The sequence below is a fragment of the Streptomyces sp. NBC_01460 genome, assembly GCF_036227405.1.
Classification (GTDB): Bacteria; Actinomycetota; Actinomycetes; order Streptomycetales; family Streptomycetaceae; genus Streptomyces.
In genome coordinates, this window is sequence record NZ_CP109473.1 from 7,154,094 (window position 1) to 7,170,343 (window position 16,250).

Sequence of the window (16,250 nt, forward strand, 5' to 3'; positions counted from 1 at the left end):
TCGCACCCACCAAGTATCTTGATGATTGAAATACCTTGAGTGGTGCGAGGGGAGTCCTGGGTGATCTCGTCGGCGTTCGCCGTGCTCGCGGCCGCGCAGTTGTGGTTGGCGGTGTCCCTGGGACGCCACTGGCGGGCGACGCCACATCTGCTGTCAGCTGTGCCGACCTTGGTGTGCTCCGCGCTGGTCTGGGACAACGCCGTGATCGCCGTCGGGAGTGCGGCGGGAGCCGGGCCGCTGCTGAAGGCCGTGAGCGTCCCCCGCTTCGTCGCGCACGCGCTGCTGACGCCCTTTCTGGTGCTCTGGTCGTTGTCCGCCGTGGACCGGGCGGGACTGAGCTGGGCAGGGCGAACACCGGTACGGGCGGCCGCCGTCGGCCTCACCGTCCTTCTGGTGGTGCTGGGCGCGCTCCACGACATCCTCGGTCTGTCGCTCCGTGCGGAGCGCTGGGCGGGCTCGCTCCGCTACGTGAACGACGCGGCCTCGCCGGCCGGCCCGCTGCCCGCCATCATCAGCGGACTGGTGGTGCTGGCCGCGGGGATCGTGCTGTGGCGGCGGACCGGGTTCGTGCGGCTGGCGCTCACCGCCGGCGTGATGGTCGCGGTCTCCGGGGCGGCCGCTTCGGTACCCGTACTCGGCAACGCCGGAGAAGTCGTGCTCGGCATCGGGCTGTTGCTGACCGTCCGCAGGCTGCTGCCCCTGCCGCACGAAGGCCGACGGGCCCACCCCGTCGCGCCGCACCGGCCGCGTCCTCGCTGACGGGCCGGCCTCGGCGTCAGGCGTCCGACGGCACGTACCTGCTCAGCCGATAGGTCGTCGGATGTGCCAGGCGTCCGCACAGGGTGTCGATGCGCAGCTCCGACAGGTCTGCCGGACGTGGTCCCGTCCGCAACCTGCGTACCCGCTCACGGAACTCGACCGGGTCCTGGGTCTCCAGGACGACGTCCCAGCGGCCCGCACGGTCCGATGCCGGAGCCGCCCTGCGGCTGTTCACGAGCTTGCGTTTCCTCTGTCCGGGCACGGTGCTCAGCCTGGCGGTACCGGAACGTCCTGGCAAGGCTCGTTCTCGCGTGCCCGCACCCCAGCGGCGCGCCGCGCCCCGTCCACCCTGCTCCCGCACCCTTCCACCCTGCCCCGCGCCCTCCCGCGTTCCTGCGGCGGCACCGGTCCGGTGGTCGTGTGCACCGCGCCGGGGGCCACCCGCCCGGAGCGCACGGCACCGGGCGACCGTGGAGGCCTGACGCCGGAGGACCTTCCGATCGGTGCCCAAAGCTTCACGCAACCTCCCTATAGTGGGGGCGCGTTGATCGTATGGCCGCAACGCGCGAAGCCGTCTCCCAGGAGTCCGTACGATGACGACCCCCTCCTTATCAGCCACGTCCACATCCGGGGGAGGCTGCCCCGCGCACGCCGCGAGCGCCGCCGTGCCTCTGAGCGGGCCCGAGTTCCACACCGAGCCGCAGGCCGTCTACCGGTCCATGCGCCACTCCTACGGACCCGTCGTGCCCGTCGAGCTCCCCGGCGGCTTTCCGGCCTGGCTGGTCATCGGATACCGCGAGCTCCACCAGGTGACCAGCGAAGGGGAGTTGTTCCCCCGTGACGTCGGCCTCTGGAACCAGTGGAAGCACATCCCGGAGGACTGGCCGCTGCTCCCCATGGTCGGACGGCCTATGCCCTCCATCTACTTCACCGCGGGCGCCGAGCACCGGCGGCACTCCGAGATGGTCGTGCCCGCGCTCGAAGCCGCGGACCCCTTCGAGATCCGGGAGCACTGCGAGCAGCTGGCCGACCGCCTCATCGACGCCATCTGCGCCCGGGGGACCGCCGACCTCGTCGCGGAGTTCGCCGAACCGCTGCCCGTGCTCGTCCTCGCCCGCCTCGTCGGCTTCCCGGACGAGGAGGGCGCGGACATCGCCCGGGTGCTGAAGGACCTGGCCGACGGAGGACCCGGCGCCCATGAGGCGTACGGCCGCTTCGGGGAGCACATGCAACAGCTGGTGGCGGCCAAGCGGGTCACCCCCGGCGACGACGTCACCTCCCGGATGCTCGCCGACCCGGAGCCCTTCACGGACGAGGAGTACGCCCTCGACCTCATGGCCGTCACAGCCGCCGGGCACCTCACCACCGCCGACTGGATCAGCAACTCGCTGCGGCTGATGCTCACCGAGGACCAGTTCGCCGACTCCCTCGCGGGAGGGCACCGCAGTGTCGGCGACGCGATGAACGAGGTCCTCTGGGAGGAGAGCCCTACCCAGATCCTCGCCGGCCGGTGGGCGGTCCGCGACACGCAGCTCGGCGGCCGGACCATCCGAGCCGGGGACATGCTCCTGCTCGGCCTGGGGGCGGCCAACACCGACCCGCTGATACGCCAGGAGATGAGCTCGGCCGGCGCGGGGCACCGCTCGGGGAACGGGGCGCATCTGGCGTTCAGCCACGGGGAGTACCGCTGCCCCTTCCCGGCCCAGGAGATCGCGGAGACCATCGCCCGTACCGCCATCGAGGTCATCCTCGACCGGCTGCCCGACCTCGAACTCGCCGTACCCGCCCAGGACCTGGTCCGACGGCCGTCCGCCTTCCTGCGCGGGATGAACGCGCTTCCCGTCCGGTTCGCTCCCGCACACACGACAGGAGACCCGCTGTGAACTGCCCCTACGCGACCGTGGTCATCGACCCCATGGTCCAGGACCTCGACGGTGAGACCGAGGAGCTGCGGGCCTCCGCCCCGCTCGCCCGCATCGAGCTGCTCGGGGTCCCCGCCTGGACCGTCACCAGCCATGCCGAGGCCCGTCAGCTCCTCGTCGACGCACGCCTGGTGAAGGACCTGGACGCCTGGGGCCTCTGGCAGAGCGGAGAGGTCACCCACGCCTGGCCGCTGATCGGCATGATCGACGCCGGGCGCTCCATGTTCACGGTGGACGGCGAGGAGCACCGCCGGCTGCGGACGAAGACCTCCCAGGCCCTCACCCCGCGCCGGCTGGAGGCGATCCGCCCGGACATCGAGAAGTTCACCGAGGAACTGCTGGACGCGCTCGCCGCCCAGGGTGAGGGCGGCGTCGTCGACCTGAAGGCCGTGTTCGCCCAGCCGCTCCCGATGAAGGTGGTCGGCCTCCTGATGGGGGTGGACGAGGCGTTGCACCCCATGCTGACCCGGCAGTACAAGGCCTTCTTCTCCATGCTCACCCCGCAGGAGGACCGGATGGCCCTGCTGGCCGAGCTCGACGTCTTCTACGCCGAACTGGTGCGGGAGAAGACCGCCCGCCCCACCGACGACCTCACCAGCGCGCTGATCCTCGCCGAGGAGGGCGGGAGGCCGCTCACCGAGGAGGAGGTCGTCGGCAACCTCAAGGCGATGGTGGCTGCCGGGCACGAGACCACCATCGGGCTCATCCTCAACGCCGTACGCGCACTGCTCGCCCACCCCGACCAGCTGCGGATGGTGCTGGACGGGGAGGTTCCGTGGGAGACGGTGGTCGAGGAGACACTGCGCTGGGACACGCCCACCACCCACCTGCTGATGCGGTTCGCCGCCGAGGACATCCAGGTCGGCGACCAGGTGATAGCCAAGGGGGAGGGCGTGGTGATCTCCTACCGGGCCATCGGCCGCGACGTCGTCCAGCACGGGGATGATGCCGACGCCTTCGACATCACCCGTGCGACGCCGATCCGGCACATGACCTTCGGCCACGGGCCCCACATCTGCCCCGGTGCCGCGCTGTCCCGGGTCGAGGCCGGCATCGCGCTGCCCGCGCTGTTCGAGCGTTTCCCGGAGCTGAAGCTCGCGATCGCCGACGACGAGATACGCAAGCTGCCGGTGATGACACAGAACGACATGGAGGCCTTCCCGGTGCTGCTGCACGGCTGAACCGGGCCGGGGCGAGGTGTTCCGTCGCCACGGACGGTGAGCCCCCGGTGAGGCTCCCGTCCGTGCCGACGGCCCTCTCGGGCACGTCTGTTCGGAATGTCGGACGTCGTCCGATTCTTCGGAGGAAGTGGGCGGTTCACGGCAACCCATCCGGTTCCGGCGGCGACTCCGGGGTGCACTCCCCACCCCCGACCTCAAGGAGGTCCCCTCGTGAGCCGCACTCCGAGGAGAACCCTCGCCGTCCTCACCGCCGCCTTCCTGCTGGCCCTCGTGCCGGGCAGCGCGTCCGCGTACCCCAACCCGGGTGTCGTCAACGGCGACATCGTCGTCCACGACCCCAGCATGGTCCGCAGCTCGTCCGGCCAGTACCTGCTCTACTCCACCGGTGAGGGCCTCCAGCTCCGTACCTCCACCGACCGCACCGCCTTCGGCCGCTCCGGGAACGCCTTCACCACCAAGCCGAGCTGGTGGAAGAACTACTCCTCGGCCTCCGACCCCTGGGCCCCGGACATCTCCTACCGGGGTGGCAGGTACCTGATGTACTACGCCGTCTCGTCGTTCGGCTCCAACACGTCGGCCATCGGCTTGGCGGCCTCCACCACCGGCCAGGCGGGCAGCTGGAGCGACTACGGGGTCGTCTACACGTCGAGCTCGTCGAGCGACTACAACGCCATCGACCCCAACCTGTTCGTCGACGACGACGGGAAGTGGTGGCTGTCCTTCGGGTCGTGGTGGACCGGGATCAAGATGATCCGGATCGACCCGTCGACCGGCAAGCAGTACGCGGGGGACACCGCCCGCCGCTCCCTCGCCTCCCGGCCGACCGGGACCAAGGCCGTCGAGGCGCCCTCCGTCGTGAAGCGCAACGGCTACTACTACCTCTTCGCCTCGTACGACACCTGCTGCGCCGGCACCGGCTCCACGTACAAGATCAAGGTGGGCCGGGCGACCGGCGTCACCGGTCCCTACAAGGACAGGAACGGCGTCAGCATGCTCAGCAACGGCGGGACGCCCGTCATGGAGTCGCACGGCCGCTACATCGGCCCGGGCGGCCAGTCGATCCTGGCGGACTCCGACGGCGACCTGCTCGTCTACCACTACTACGACGGCCAGGACAACGGCACCCCGAAGCTCGGAGTCAACCTTCTGAACTGGAGCAGCGGATGGCCCGTCGCCTACTGACCCTCCTGAGCGCCCTCCTGCTGGCGCTCGCCCTGGGGCAGCCGACGTCGGCGTCGGCTGCCGAGGGCCGTCCGTACACCAATCCCGTGAAGGCGCAGAAGGGCGCCGACCCCTGGATCTCGTACCACGACGGTCACTACTACCTGGTGTCGACGAGCTGGACCGACGTCATCACCGTGCGGAAGTCGCCGACGCTGGCCGGGCTCTCCACCGCGCCGAGCGTGCAGGTCTGGCAGGGCGACGCGGCCTCGCGCTGCTGCAACATCTGGGCGCCCGAACTGCACTACTCGGGCGGCCGCTGGTACCTCTACTACGTGGCCGGGCAGAACATCACCGACTACAACCCCACGCAGCGCGTGCACGTGCTGCAGAGCGCGGGTTCGGACCCGATGGGGCCCTACACGTACAAGAACCAGCTGGGCGGCAGCTGGATGCTGGACCCGAGCGTGCTCACCGTCAACGGGTCCATGTACCTGCTGGGCAGCGCGAGCGGCGGGGGTACCCAGAACCTCGTCATCGCGCCGATGTCGAACCCGTACACCCTCAGCGGCTCGTTCTCGACGATCTCGACGCCCACGTACGACTGGGAGAGATCGGGAGGCACGGTCAACGAGGGGCCCGAGGTGCTCCAGCGGGGCGGGAAGACGTTCATCGTCTACTCCGCCAGCGGCTGCTGGACCCCCGACTACAAGCTGGGCCGGCTCACCCTGACCGGTTCCGACCCGCTCTCGGCGTCCTCCTGGACCAAGAAGTCCACCCCGGTCTTCCAGCGGAACGACGCCGCCGGGGTCTACGGGCCGGGGCACAACGGCTTCTTCACCTCGCCCGACGGCACGGAGGACTGGATCGTCTACCACGCGAACGACTCGGCGTCCGACGGCTGTGACAACGGGCGTACGGCGCGGGCGCAGAAGTTCGGCTGGAACTCCGACGGCACCCCGAACCTCGGGACGCCCGTCGCCCTCGGTACGACACCGGCCGGGCCCTCCGGGGAGACGGCGGCGACCCCGACCGCCTACACCGTGGTCAGCCGGGCCACCGGGAAGTGCCTCGACGTCAGCGGGGCGTCGACCGCCGACGGCGCCGACGTCCGGCAGTGGACGTGCGACGGCAGCACCGATCAGCGGTGGCGCGTCGAGGACCGGGGTGACGACACGAGCAGGCTGGTGAACGCCGCGACGGGCAAGGTGCTCGACACGGCGGACTGCTCGACGGCCGACGGCGCGAACCTGCGCCAGTGGTCGTGGCTCGACAACACCTGCCAGCGCTTCCGCTTCGTCACCACCGACGCCGGCGGCTGGGTGCGCATCGTCAGCCAGGCCACCGGGAAGGTCGCCGACGTGGCGGACTGCTCGACGGCCGACGGCGCCGACGTGCGGCAGTGGACCTGGCTGAACAACACCTGCCAGCAGTTCAGGCTCGTCCCGGCCACCTGAGGGCGCCCGGGACACCCGAGGCCCTCCCGGCCTCCTGGAGTCCGCCGCAGCTCACGGGGCAGTCGCCCGTGGGCTGCGGCCGCCCAGGACATCTGTGCACGCATCGTCACGCGACGTGATCGGCGCTGTTGAGGGGCCTCTCGCGGCACACCGGGCCGCTGTGTGCCGGAAGTGTCAGGATGGTAGTCATGGACGTGCGGAAGAGGAACCGGGTATCCGTGACGGGCCGGGAGGGCGGCCCGGTGGTGATGCTCGCCCATGGATTCGGATGCGACCAGAACCTGTGGCGTCTCGTCGTGCCCGAACTGGAGAAACGCTTCCGGGTGGTCCTCTTCGACCATGTGGGGTCCGGGCGGTCCGACCTGTCCGCCTGGAGCCCCGAGCGGTACTCCAGCCTGGACGGCTATGCGCAGGACGTGATCGAGATCTGCCAGGAGCTCGCCCTCGGACCCGTGACCTTCGTCGGGCACTCGGTCAGTTCCATGATCGGCGTCCTCGCCGCCGTCCAGGAGCCCGGACTCTTCGACAGGCTGGTCCTCCTCACTCCGTCGCCGTCCTACATCGATGACGGCGACTACCGGGGCGGATTCAGCGAGCAGGACATCGACGAGCTCCTCGAGTCGCTGGCCAGCAACTATCTCGGCTGGTCCGCGACGATGGCCCCGGTGATCATGGGCAACCCGGACCGCCCCGAGCTGGGCGAGGAGCTGACGAACAGCTTCTGCCGGACGGACCCGGAGATCGCCCGGGTGTTCGCGAGGGTGACCTTCCTGTCCGACAATCGTGCGGATCTCGCCGGGGTCGGCGTCCCCACACTCATCGCCGAGAGCGCGCGGGACACGCTCGCCCCGCGCGAGGTCGGCGCCTTCGTCCACGCGCAGATCCCCGGCAGCGAGCTGGTCACCCTGGACTCGACGGGCCACTGCCCCCAGCTGAGCGCGCCCGAGGAGACGGCCGAGGCGATCATCGCCTTCGTGCAGGGGGCGTGACGGTGCCCCCGGGCGGCGAGGAGGCCTGCGAGTCGTGGGCCGCGGGGGACCGTGACCAGGAGCGGCTGCCGTTCTCCGCCCTGCTGGCGGACAGCGCGGAGGACCTGTACGAGAACGCGCCGTGCGGCTACCTCTCCACCCTGATGGACGGCCGGATCGCCAAGGTCAACGGGACCCTCCTGAAGTGGCTCGGCTACCGGCGTGAGGAGGTGGTGGGCCACAAGCAGTTCTCCGACCTGCTGACCATCGGCGGCAAGCTGTACCACGAGACGCATTTCTCACCGCTGCTCCGCATGCAGGGTGAGGTCAGCGGCGTCGCCCTGGAGCTCAAGGCCGCGGACGGGAGCCGGCTGCCCGTCATGGTCACCTCCACCGTCAAGCAGGACGGCGACGGCGAGCCGCTGCTCGTCCGCACCACCCTCCTGGACGCCCGGGACAGGCGTGCCTACGAGCGCGAACTCCTGCGAGCCCGCCGGGACGCCGACCACGAACGTGAACGCCTGCAGCGCCTCGCCGCGACCCTGCAGCGCACCCTGATCCCGCCGGCTCTCGAACCGGTTCCGGGCCTGGAGGTCGCCGCGCGCTACCACTTCGCCTCCCCCGACGAGCTGGGCGGGGACTTCTACGACCTGTTCCCGCTGTCCCCCGGACGCTGGGGGTTCTTCATAGGGGACGTGCGCGGCAAGGGCGCGGGCGCGGCCGTCGTGACGTCGTTGGCGCGGTACACCCTGCGGGCCGCAGCGGTGTCCGATCCCGTACCGGCCACCGTGCTGGCCAACCTCAACACCGCCCTCACCCGTGGATTCCAGGAGGACGAACCGCGCTTCTGCACCGTGATCTTCGGCCTGCTCACCTCCGAGGGGGAGGGCACGGGTTTCCACGTCGTCCTGGCCGGCGGCGGCCACCCGCCTGCCGTGCTGCTGCGCGCCGACGGCAGCGCCGACCACGTGCCCACGCCAGGAGGCCAATTGGTCGGCGTCGTGCCCGACGCGCAGTTCGCCACGGCCACCGTGGAACTGGGTCCCGGTGACACCCTGCTGCTCCACACCGACGGTCTGACCGAGGCACGCACCTCGGCCGCGGGCGGACGCTACGGCGACGAAGCGCTCCTGGACTTCGCACGGCACCTGGCTCCCGCCTCCGCTCCCGGTGTCGTCGAGGAGCTCACCGCGCTCCTGGAGGGATTCGGCGAGGGGCTCGACGACGACACCGCGCTCCTGGCGATGGGCGTACCCCGCGGCGAGCACCCCGACGGTGAGGGGACCGGCGCCGAACGGAGGTGACCGGGGGCCGGAGGGCGCGCGCGAGCGCGCGTCCCGCGCCCGGAACTCCGTTCCGGGGCCCGGCAACCTTCCGGGCGGCCGCGGCGACTACAGGCCGGAACCCCCACCTCTTCCCGACGAACGGAATCAGGTCATGGCAGCCGATCGACGACGCACCGCCTTCCTTCCCGGACCGCGCGGGGCCACCACCGCAGGGGCGGCGGCGCTCCTGGCCGTCGCCACCGTCTGGACCTCCGGGGCGGCCTCAGGGGCGGAAGCGGCGACCACCCTCACCGTCGCCAAGGACGGCAGCGGGCAGTACGCCACCGTCCAGGCGGCGGTCAACGCCATTCCCGCGGGCAACACCGCACGGGTCGTCGTCTCCATCAAGCCGGGGACCTACCGCGAACTGGTGAAGATCCCGTCCACCAAGCAGAACGTCACCCTCCAGGGCAGCGGCTCCAGTCGCAACGACACGGTCATCGTGTACAACAACGCCTCCGGCACGCAGAAGCCCGACGGATCGGGCACCTACGGGACCAGCGGCAGCGCGACGGTCGCGGCCGAGGCCAACGGCTTCCAGGCGCGCAACCTCACGATCTCCAACGACTTCGACGAGGCCGCGAACCAGCACATGAGCGGCCTCCAGGCGGTGGCCCTGCGCACCGCCGCGGACAAGGTCTTCCTGGACTCGGTGATCGTCACCGGCGACCAGGACACCCTGCTGCTCGACACCGCCTCCAAGGCGGCCCTCGGCCGTGTCCACATGACCAACTCGTACGTCGTCGGCAACGTCGACTTCATCTTCGGACGCGCCACCGCGGTGATCGACAAGTCGGTCATCACACTGAAGAAGCGGTGGGACGGCAGCTCCGCCGGCTACATCGCCGCGCCCAGCACCGCAGCCGACCGCAAGGGCTTCCTGATCACCGGATCGACCGTCAACGGAGATGTCTCGGCGTCATCCTTCTACCTCGGGCGGCCGTGGCACGCCGGCGGTGACGCCTCCCTCGACCCGATGGCCACGTTCCGCGGCACCACGCTGAGCTCGGCGATCAAGTCGGCGCCCTGGACCGACATGAGCGGCTTCTCCTGGAAGGACGACCGCTTCGCGGAGTACAAGAACACCGGCCCCGGGTCGGGGGCCGCGAGCAGCAACCGTCCGCAGCTGACCGACTCCCAGGCCGCGAACCAGGAGACCGCCGACTGGCTGGCAGGCTGGACACCTTCGGCGTCCTGAGCCACGGTGAGCGGGAGGGCCCCTGCCTGTGCGTGCCGGTCGAGGCGGGGCCCTGCCGGCAACAGTCGGTCGAAGCGCTTCGACTCCACTCTGGACACTGCCTGTGAGCGAGTCTAGGCTCCTCGGTGTCTGTGCATGTCAGAGTGCGATGGGGAGCACAGCAGGGCGCTGTCGAAGCGCTTCACCGCTCTCCCTTGCGGTCACCATCTGTAGGGGAGAAGCCGAATGGTCACGCTTGCCGAGGTCGCCCAGCACGCCGGAGTCTCCGCGAGCACGGTGAGCTACGTCCTCAGCGGCAAGCGGTCGATCTCGGCCTCGACCCGGGAACGGGTGGAGCACAGTATCCAGCAACTCGGCTACCACCCCAACGCCGGTGCGCGCGCCCTGGCCAGCAGCAGGTCCAACATCATCGCCCTGATGGTGCCGCTGCGCACGGACATGTACGTGCCGGTGATGATGGAGATCGCGATCGCCGTCGCCACGAGTGCCCGCACGCACGGCTACGACGTCCTGCTGCTCACCGGCGAGGAGGGCCCGGCGGCCGTCCGCCGGATCGCGGGGAGCTCGCTGGCGGACGCCATGATCCTCATGGACGTCGAACTCCACGACGAACGGCTCCCGTTGCTCCGCGACTCCGGCAGGACCGCCGTCCTCATCGGTCTGCCCGCCGACACCTCCGGGGTGACCTGCGTGGACCTCGACTTCGAGGCCACCGGGGCGCTCTGCGTGGATCACCTCGCCGGCCTCGGACACCGCGAGGTGGCGGTCATCGGCGAGGCCGCCGCCGTCTACGAGCGGCACACCGGCTTCGCCGAGCGGACCGTCGACGGCATACGCGCCAAGGCGCACGAGACGGGGATGCGGATCCTGCACCGGCCCTGCGAGGGCGGGTACGCCGCGATGGCGGGGACCCTGGCCCGGATCTTCGACGAACGGCCGGGAACGACCGGCTTCGTCGTCCAGAACGAGGCCGCCGTCGAGCCGCTGCTCAACCTGCTCCAGCAGCAGGGCCGTGCGGTCCCGGAGGACGTGTCCGTCGTGGCGATCTGTCCCGAACAGGTCGCCACCCAGGCCTCGGTGCGGCTCACCTCCGTGGCCATTCCGGCCCAGGAGATGGGCCGCCGCGCGGTGGAACAGGTCGTTGCGAAGCTCGCCGGCCGGTCGACGGACGAAGTGCAGCTGCTGGAACCGGTTCTGACGGTGCGTGCGAGCTCGGGGCCCGCTCCGGCCTGAGCGACGCGGTCCCGCTCACGCGTGCGGGCGGGGTGCGCTCCGGGAGCCCCACCGCGACACGGCGACGGGGAGGCGGGCCGGGAGCGTCCTCCCGGCCCGCCTCACACCGGGATCAGCTCGACGAGACGTTGAACCCGTTGGTCGTGAAGTTCAGCCCGCCCGACGACGAGGTGATCTCGTAGCCGAACTGGACGTCGCCGATGGTCTCGTTGCCCCACCAGCCCTTGGTGTCCTTGATCCACTTGAGGATCGGCAGGATGTTCACGGTGCCGGACGAGGAGTCGGAGGTCCGCAGGAAGGAGAAGACCTCGTTGGCCCCGTTGTTCCCCTTGTAGACGGTCCAGGTGTGGCCGCCGAGGGTGACGTTCCCCTGGGACGTGCCGAGGGGGCCGACCGCTCCGTTGTAGTTCACCCAGAGCATGACCTCGTAGTCGTAGTCCGTGTCCCAGATGTCGTACGACGTGTTGTACGCGCCGGATGACGGGACGGTCACGTTGTAGCCGCTGGTCAGCGACGACAGGGAGGAGATCGGCTTGTTGACGATCTTCTTGGCGTTCGGGTACGACTTGATGCCGCCGGTGTTCGGGTGGGCGGCCGTCACGCCCCAGTTGCTCGACGAGTTGGCCCAGATGCTCTGGGTGCCCGCCCCGGAGCCCCAGATGTTGTTGTAGAGGATGTAGCCGTCGGACGTGGTGTAGTTGCCCCACTGCTCCGAAGAGCTCCATACCGCGGCGTGGGCGGGCGCCGCCGCGAATCCGATCAGTGCGGCCACGGCTGCCGTCGGGGCCAGCAGCAGCCGGGTCAGGGTGGATCGTGCCATGGGGTGTTCCTTCCATGTGGGGATGGAGGACTGCTACCGCGGCCCCAGGGTGAGGACGCGGTCCACGCCGGCCGTCAGCTCCAGCGGAGCCGGGGGGTTTCCGGCGGAGGTCTCGGTGAGGGCGAGCCCGTCGCCCGTACGCAGGTCGACGAGGGCGTCGCGGGTGGGACGCAGCACGGCGGTGGCGCCGTCCTCCGCCCACCGCAGGTCGAGGCGGGCACCGAACCGGGTCCGTACGCCGCGGAGTTCACCCGCCGGGTAGGCCGCCGGTACGGCGGGCAGCAGCACCAGGCGGTCCGGCGTCGACTGGACGAGCGACTCGATCACCGCGGCCGGCAGGGTGTGGGCGGCGTCGGCGTTGTAGACGTCGCGGGACGGGTAGTGCGCGCTCATCAGCGAGTCATGGAAGAAGTCGCCGCCCAGCACCGCGTCCAGCGCCGCCGACACCCGCGACGGGTCCCGCAGCCGGGCGGCGATCAGCGCGTGGTGCAGATGCCCGTGGGCCGAGTCGTTCTCCGACCCGCGCAGCTCGAGCGCGCGGTGCGCGGCGGCGGCCAGCTCCGGGGTGTCGTACGGGTTGATCTCGTCCAGCGGCCACACCGGGTAGAGGTGGCTGAGGTGGCGGTGGTCGTACGTCTCCATGAGGCCCGGCCAGGCCCACTCGGCGAGCGCCCCGTCCTCGTTCACCAGATACGCCGGGAGCCTGGCCGCGAGCGACCGCCAGAGGGCGGCGGACGGGTGTCCGGGGGAGTGGTCGGCGGCCGTCGTCAGGGCGTGGCGGGCGGCGGCGATGTCCATCGTGGCGTTCACCGTGCCCCAGCTCGCGTTGGCCGGCCGGTTCTCCGGGGAGTACGAGGGGACGACCGCCACATTCCCGTCCGGGTCCTCCCGGCCGAGGAAGTCCTCGTAGAACAGCGCCGTCTCGACGAGCGCGGCGGTCAGCACGGGGTCCGGGGTGCCGGTCGTGGCCTCCGCGTGCTCCAGGAGGGGCTGCAGCAGCCAGTCGGCCCCCGCCGTCCACAGATGCAGCGGATAGGCGCGCTGGAAGTGCCGGGTGTGGCCCGATTCGCCGTCGGTGTGGGACGGCGCGACGATGCCCCGGGCCCCGAAGAGCGCCGTGGCGTTGTCCCGCCAGTCGGACAACTGGCCCTGGACCAGGGCCGCGTGGGCGTCCGTGACCTCCGGCAGGGCGGCCGCCGAGGCGGAGGCGATCTGGAGGTTGAGATTGGCGTTCGTGGTGAAGGCGCCGGACCAGGCGGTGTCCCAGTCCCCGGTCCACAGGCCGGTCAGCCGGGGCGGCAGCATCCCCGACGAGGAGAGCAGGTGGTAGCGGCCCGCCGCGAAGAGCCGCTCCAGCAGCGCGGGGCTCCTCGGGTCGCGCAGCAGCTCGCTCCCGGACAGCTCCCGCTCCGCCACGGCGTCCCGCAGCGTGAGGGAGGCGCGCCCGTACGCCTCCCGGTGCAGCGGCCGGTGACGGTCCAGCAGCGTCGTGTAGTCCTCGTGGGGCAGGGCTTCCCACAGCGTCCCGAGGTCGGGGCGGCCGGCGGCGCGGACGACCCGGGTCGTCAGGGTGAGGCTCCGCGCCCCCTCGATCCGGATGCCGTCGCCCGCCACGGACACCCGCCCGCCGTCCACCCGCGCCTCGGTGACACCCGTGTACCCGAGCGGGCTGCCCGGGTAGCCCACCCGCAGGGCCAGCCGTGCGCCCCCAGGGGTGAGCACGGTGGAGCGGCCGACCGCCAGCCGCGCGGGCGCACCCGGCAGGGCGTGGTCCAGGAGGACGTCGGCGGTGAGCCCGGGATCGGTGATGTGCTGCACGACCACGTCGTCGGCCCGCGACACGAAGACGCCGCTGCGCCACGCCTCGTACGCCGCGGTCACCTCGCCCGTCGTGTAGTCGGCCTCGCGCCGGTATCCGGAGACCGCCTCGTGCAGCCCCCGGGTGCGGCGCACGCGCGTACGGAACGCGGGGTGGAAGGGCTGCACCCACACCAGCGGGCTGCCCGCGCCGAAGGTCTCCGCCGCCGTCGTGTCCCCGGACAGCAGCGCGTCCTGGAGACGGCCCAGTCCGTCGGCGAGCTCCGGCGGCCGGAGGTCCTCGCTGCCGTTCGGCCGCACCAGGGTGTGGTGGTTGACGACGACCCGGTCGTCCGCCGGGTCGCCGAACACCATCGCCCCGTGACGGCCGTTGCCGCTGAGGAACGCGTCCTCCCAGCGGGTGGCGGGGCAGGGCTCCCACGTGCCGTCGATCATGCGGAGGCGTCTCTGAGCACGGCCACGCCGTAGCGGCCCAGCTCCACGACGCCGTCGGTCGCGTCGCCGGTGAGGACGTCGAGCCGGCGGCCCGGCAGCTTCACCGAGGCCGGTGACCGGCCGTGGTTCAGCAGGAAGAGCAGCTCTCCGCGCCGTACGGCCTCGACCCCCGCGGGCAGCTCCTCCAGCACGGGGCGCACACCCGCCCCGTCCGCGGCCCGGCCGAGCAGGGCGCGCAGCGACCCGGGCTCCGGCAGGGTCGAGACGTACCAGGCCGTTCCCTTGCGGAGCACCGCCGGGAGCCCGTCCAGCTCGCCGCCGCGGTAGGAGGACACCGTCTCCGCGCTGCCGTCGGGCTCGAGCTCCTCCGACCAGAGGGTGCCGCGGAAGCCGTCGCACTCCACCGTCGCGCCGGCGTCCAGCGGCCACCACTCGTGCACCGTGCGGATACCGAAGAGCTCGCGCAGCCGGCCGTCCATCCCACCCGGCCTGATCCGGTCGTCCACGTCCGTGACGCCGGTGAAGAACCCGCAGACGAGGGTGCCGCCGCCCCGTACGTAGGCGACGAGGTTGTCGACCGCCGCGTCGGCGAGGAGCTGGAGCTGAGGCACGAGGACCATGCGGTACGCGCTCAGGTCCGCTCCGGGCCGGGCGAACTCGGTGCTGATGCCGCTCTCCCACAGCCCGCGGTGCCAGGCCTGGACCAGCTCCGGGTACGAGACGAGGGAGGACGGACGGCCTCCCTGGGTGCTCGACCACCAGGCGTCCCAGTCGTGCAGGACGGCGACCTCGGCGGAGACGGTGGTGTCGCTCACCTCCGGCCCGAGCAGGGCGAGTTCGGCACCGATGCGCTTGACCTCCTGGAAGGTCCTGCCGTGCTCGCCGGCGTGGCCGAGCATCGCGGAGTGGAACTTCTCCGCTCCCTGCCGGGACTGCCGCCACTGGAAGTAGCAGAGGGCGTCCGCGCCCCTGGCCACGGACTGGAGCGACCAGAGCCGGTTGAGCCCGGCCGGCTTGGGATGGTTGACGGGCCGCCAGTTGACCGTGCCGGCGGCCTGCTCCATCACCATCCACGGCCCGCCGGCCTGCGAGCGGGTCATGTCGGCGAGCATCGCGTTGTACTGCCCGGCCAGCGGGTCGCTCGGGTCCGGATAGACGTCGACGGAGACGATGTCCTCCTGCTCCGACCACGCCCAGGCGTCCTGGCCCGACCACAGCGGCATGAAGTTGGTCGTCACCGGGATGTGCGGGGTGTGCCGGGCGACGATGTCCCGCTCGGCGGTGTAGCACTCCATCAGGGCGTCGGAGGTGAACCGCTTGAAGTCCAGCTCCTGCGCCGGATTGCGCATGTACTGCGCGCTCCTGGGTGGCAGGACCTCGGCCCAGGTGCCGTAGCGCTGGCTCCAGAAGGCCGTCCCCCACGCCCCGTCGAGCGCCTCCAGGGTGGTGTACCGGGAGGCCAGCCAGCGGCGGAAGTGGGCGGCGGTCCCGTCGCACCAGCAGTGCGTGCAGTACTCGTTGTTGATGTGCCACACGGTGAGCGCCGGATGGTCCGCGTACCGCGCCGCGAGGTCCTCGGTGAGGGCCGCGGCGTAGCGCCGGTAGACCGGCGAGCTCGGGCAGAAGTGCTGCCGGGATCCGTAGTTGACGAGCGAGCCGTCCTCGGCGCGCGGCAGGGTCTCCGGGTGCAGGGCGCCCATCCACGGCGGGGGCGACGACGTCGGGGTGGCGAGGACGACCCCGATGCCGTGGGCGTGGACGAGGTCCAGCAGCCGGTCGAGCCAGCCGAACTCCCTTGCTCCGGGCCGTGGTTCGATCATCGCCCAGGAGAAGACGCCGACCGTGACGGAGTTGACCCCGGCCTCCTTCATCAGCCGGACGTCGTCGGCCCACACCTCCTCGGGCCACTGCTCGGGGTTGTAGTCGCCTCCGAAGAGGATGCGGCCACGGGTGGCGTCGTGCAGGGACGGCAT

General features: G+C 71.2%; 12 protein-coding genes and 1 pseudogene. 9 read left to right on the forward strand and 4 right to left on the reverse strand.

The window, feature by feature from the left end:
* Positions 1-60 precede the first annotated feature (60 nt).
* The gene (locus tag OG488_RS32245) at positions 61-759 is read left to right on the forward strand and encodes a hypothetical protein (protein WP_329235503.1); all 699 of its coding nucleotides are present in this window, start codon (positions 61-63) and stop codon (positions 757-759) included.
* Positions 760-775: 16 nt separating this feature from the next.
* Here OG488_RS32245 and OG488_RS32250 read toward each other — a convergent pair whose 3' ends face one another.
* The gene (locus OG488_RS32250; protein WP_329235506.1) at positions 776-994 is read right to left on the reverse strand and encodes a hypothetical protein; all 219 of its coding nucleotides are present in this window, start codon (positions 992-994) and stop codon (positions 776-778) included.
* Positions 995-1,352: 358 nt separating this feature from the next.
* Between OG488_RS32250 and OG488_RS32255 the strand changes: the two genes are divergently transcribed.
* From OG488_RS32255 to OG488_RS32290, 8 genes and pseudogenes are all read left to right on the forward strand, one after another.
* On the forward strand, positions 1,353-2,642 hold the full coding sequence (locus OG488_RS32255) for a cytochrome P450 (RefSeq protein ID WP_329235509.1): 1,290 nt from the start codon (positions 1,353-1,355) through the stop codon (positions 2,640-2,642).
* 32 nt (positions 2,643-2,674) lie between these two features.
* Positions 2,675-3,862 (forward strand): cytochrome P450 family protein, encoded by a 1,188-nt coding sequence (locus OG488_RS32260; protein WP_329239163.1) that lies wholly within the window; start codon positions 2,675-2,677, stop codon positions 3,860-3,862.
* Between the two features lie 210 nt (positions 3,863-4,072).
* A complete protein-coding gene (locus OG488_RS32265; protein WP_329235511.1) occupies positions 4,073-5,044 on the forward strand; it encodes an arabinan endo-1,5-alpha-L-arabinosidase in 972 nt (323 codons plus the stop codon).
* Positions 5,026-6,480: a family 43 glycosylhydrolase gene (locus OG488_RS32270; protein WP_329235514.1), complete on the forward strand. Its 1,455-nt coding sequence runs from the start codon at positions 5,026-5,028 to the stop codon at positions 6,478-6,480. The genes OG488_RS32265 and OG488_RS32270 overlap by 19 nt, the downstream gene beginning before the upstream one ends.
* Positions 6,481-6,668: 188 nt before the next feature.
* Positions 6,669-7,469 carry an alpha/beta fold hydrolase gene (locus tag OG488_RS32275; RefSeq protein ID WP_329235517.1) on the forward strand — a complete coding sequence of 267 codons (801 nt, stop codon included), beginning with the start codon at positions 6,669-6,671 and terminating at the stop codon, positions 7,467-7,469.
* Positions 7,466-8,752, forward strand: a complete 1,287-nt coding sequence (locus tag OG488_RS32280; protein WP_329235519.1) for a PP2C family protein-serine/threonine phosphatase — start codon at positions 7,466-7,468, stop codon at positions 8,750-8,752. The genes OG488_RS32275 and OG488_RS32280 overlap by 4 nt, the downstream gene beginning before the upstream one ends.
* A gap of 250 nt (positions 8,753-9,002) precedes the next feature.
* Positions 9,003-9,971: pseudogene (locus OG488_RS32285) on the forward strand (pectinesterase family protein); the annotation flags it as partial.
* Positions 9,972-10,196: 225 nt separating this feature from the next.
* Complete coding sequence (locus OG488_RS32290) at positions 10,197-11,204, forward strand: LacI family DNA-binding transcriptional regulator (protein ID WP_329235522.1); 1,008 nt, start codon at positions 10,197-10,199, stop codon at positions 11,202-11,204.
* Positions 11,205-11,316: 112 nt separating this feature from the next.
* Here the strand turns inward: OG488_RS32290 and OG488_RS32295 are convergent, their stop codons facing one another.
* Genes OG488_RS32295 through OG488_RS32305 form a run of 3 tightly spaced genes read right to left on the reverse strand, consistent with a single transcriptional unit; the run spans position 11,317 to position 16,250 of the window.
* On the reverse strand, positions 11,317-12,024 hold the full coding sequence (locus tag OG488_RS32295) for a GH12 family glycosyl hydrolase domain-containing protein (RefSeq protein WP_329235524.1): 708 nt from the start codon (positions 12,022-12,024) through the stop codon (positions 11,317-11,319).
* Between the two features lie 33 nt (positions 12,025-12,057).
* The gene (locus tag OG488_RS32300; protein ID WP_329235527.1) at positions 12,058-14,277 is read right to left on the reverse strand and encodes a glycosyl hydrolase family 95 catalytic domain-containing protein; all 2,220 of its coding nucleotides are present in this window, start codon (positions 14,275-14,277) and stop codon (positions 12,058-12,060) included.
* Positions 14,274-16,250, reverse strand: coding sequence for a beta-galactosidase (locus OG488_RS32305; RefSeq protein WP_329235530.1), 1,977 nt, complete (start codon positions 16,248-16,250; stop codon positions 14,274-14,276). The genes OG488_RS32300 and OG488_RS32305 overlap by 4 nt, the downstream gene beginning before the upstream one ends.

What these genes read in the sequence shown, in the direction of transcription:
- OG488_RS32255 (WP_329235509.1), top strand. Translation starts at nt 1,353, where the DNA reads ATGACGACCCCCTCCTTATCAGCCACGTCCACATCCGGGGGAGGCTGC.
- OG488_RS32260 (WP_329239163.1), top strand. Translation starts at nt 2,675, where the DNA reads ATGGTCCAGGACCTCGACGGTGAGACCGAGGAGCTGCGGGCCTCCGCC.
- OG488_RS32270 (WP_329235514.1), top strand. Translation starts at nt 5,026, where the DNA reads ATGGCCCGTCGCCTACTGACCCTCCTGAGCGCCCTCCTGCTGGCGCTC.
- OG488_RS32275 (WP_329235517.1), top strand. Translation starts at nt 6,669, where the DNA reads ATGGACGTGCGGAAGAGGAACCGGGTATCCGTGACGGGCCGGGAGGGC.
- OG488_RS32290 (WP_329235522.1), top strand. Translation starts at nt 10,197, where the DNA reads ATGGTCACGCTTGCCGAGGTCGCCCAGCACGCCGGAGTCTCCGCGAGC.
- OG488_RS32295 (WP_329235524.1), bottom strand. Translation starts at nt 12,024, where the DNA reads ATGGCACGATCCACCCTGACCCGGCTGCTGCTGGCCCCGACGGCAGCC.
- OG488_RS32300 (WP_329235527.1), bottom strand. Translation starts at nt 14,277, where the DNA reads ATGATCGACGGCACGTGGGAGCCCTGCCCCGCCACCCGCTGGGAGGAC.
- OG488_RS32305 (WP_329235530.1), bottom strand. Translation starts at nt 16,250, where the DNA reads ATGCCGTCCCTGCACGACGCCACCCGTGGCCGCATCCTCTTCGGAGGC.